Origin of the sequence: Vibrio sp. 10N.261.46.E11 (assembly GCF_041472735.1) — a bacterium.
Taxonomy (GTDB): domain Bacteria; phylum Pseudomonadota; class Gammaproteobacteria; order Enterobacterales; family Vibrionaceae; genus Vibrio.
Genome location: NZ_JBFRQW010000063.1, coordinates 1 through 1412, shown reverse-complemented (window position 1 = coordinate 1412; position 1412 = coordinate 1). Strand labels below are relative to the sequence as shown.

Sequence of the window (1412 nt, the reverse complement as noted above, 5' to 3'; positions counted from 1 at the left end):
TAATGCCGTTCACTTAAGAGTGAACGGCACTTTTGTTCTTAGCATACCGTTGTGGTCTGGGCTTAACTGTTCTAGGGAATGTTCTTTCCCTTCGTCCTTCAAGAATTAAGCTTTCAGCCATGTTGTGAAAGCCTTTTAGCTGACGTGGTATTGCTCCCGGGGTCGAGTAAGGTAAACCGACCAATAATGCGGAGACATGCGCTAATGTGCCGGTAAAACTCAGTTGGTAGGGAAGATAATTCCCTTTTAAATTAAAGCAAAGCTCGACCATCTGATATCGGATTAAATTGTAAGTAAGCAAAATGCCCCATAACTCCTGCTTTACCAACTCTGGTAAACGACTTCGCAGCGTAAGACGGTTTCCAAGCATGTATTGTTTTTGCTCTCGGTAGCCCAGTTCAATCTCCCAACGGTGCTCATACAGACTTGCAATATCTTTCGAGGGGTAGCGTAACGAGTCTGTCATCGACGTCAAAACCTGATAGTCCTTTCCTTTGATTTTACGAGTCACGAGCCGAGCATTTATCGACATAGGTAAATCAGGCCACAGTTTTCTAGCCCTTGGATTGCTGTGTAGCTGAACAAGTTTGTCATTTCGCCCTAAAGATTGAATAACCTCATATTGAGTATTCTTTTTTAGAGGGATAAGCCAGTGGCGATCTGAGCCTGTCTCTTTCCATTTGTGCAATAAACCTAAAGAATAGAAGCCCTTATCGAACATCGTCACACTATGGTCAGGCGTTGTTTCTATCAACTTTTCAGCCAATACCATTTCGTTTGTATTGTAATTATCAAAGGCGCTAGCGGTGATAAGGTGGCTGCTTAGTTCCATTTGGCAGACCATTCTGACTTGAGGATATTGCGTACCTTTTTGGCGAGAAAAAGCCTCTTCGTTCTTCTGGTTATCAGGCGTACGCCAAACAACACCATCTACACCTAAAAGTGTCAGTCCATTCCATTGAGGTAACTTTGCACTTTTTAGCCATGAGCTTGTCATTCGCTCAAAGACCGCCTTTATTGCGTCTTCGCCTAACGTCTTTCGACGTTGAGTTAATGCACTTGGTGCGACAAAAGCTTTACCCGTACGATCGACAATATCGAGTTGGTTAACCAAGTTTTTCATGGATTTATTGTTATAGACAGCCATTCCAACAAGAAGCCAAACCATGGATTCTAGCGTTAATTTTCTCTTTCTCATCGTAACGGTATCTGTCAGAGCATAGGCTTCATCGATGAGGTCAATTGGAAGTAGGTCGGCCAACGTTTCCACGTTGCAAGGTTTCCAATCATTGATTACGTTTAGAGCTTGAGAAATATCCATAAAAAAATCCAAGTGCATTAAATACACTTGGATTTTGACAGCTCTGGAGGATCGTTCAACCGATCACTTTAGTTCTAACTGATCGGCATTA

1 protein-coding gene is annotated in these 1412 nt (G+C 42.6%); it reads right to left on the bottom strand.

Annotation, left to right across the window (positions count from 1 at the left end; all coding sequences use genetic code 11):
• Nucleotides 1-13: 13 nt before the first annotated feature.
• On the bottom strand, nucleotides 14-1321 hold the full coding sequence (locus tag AB4407_RS18755) for an IS4 family transposase (protein ID WP_372121612.1): 1308 nt from the start codon (nucleotides 1319-1321) through the stop codon (nucleotides 14-16).
• Between the last annotated feature and the right edge of the window lie 91 nt (nucleotides 1322-1412).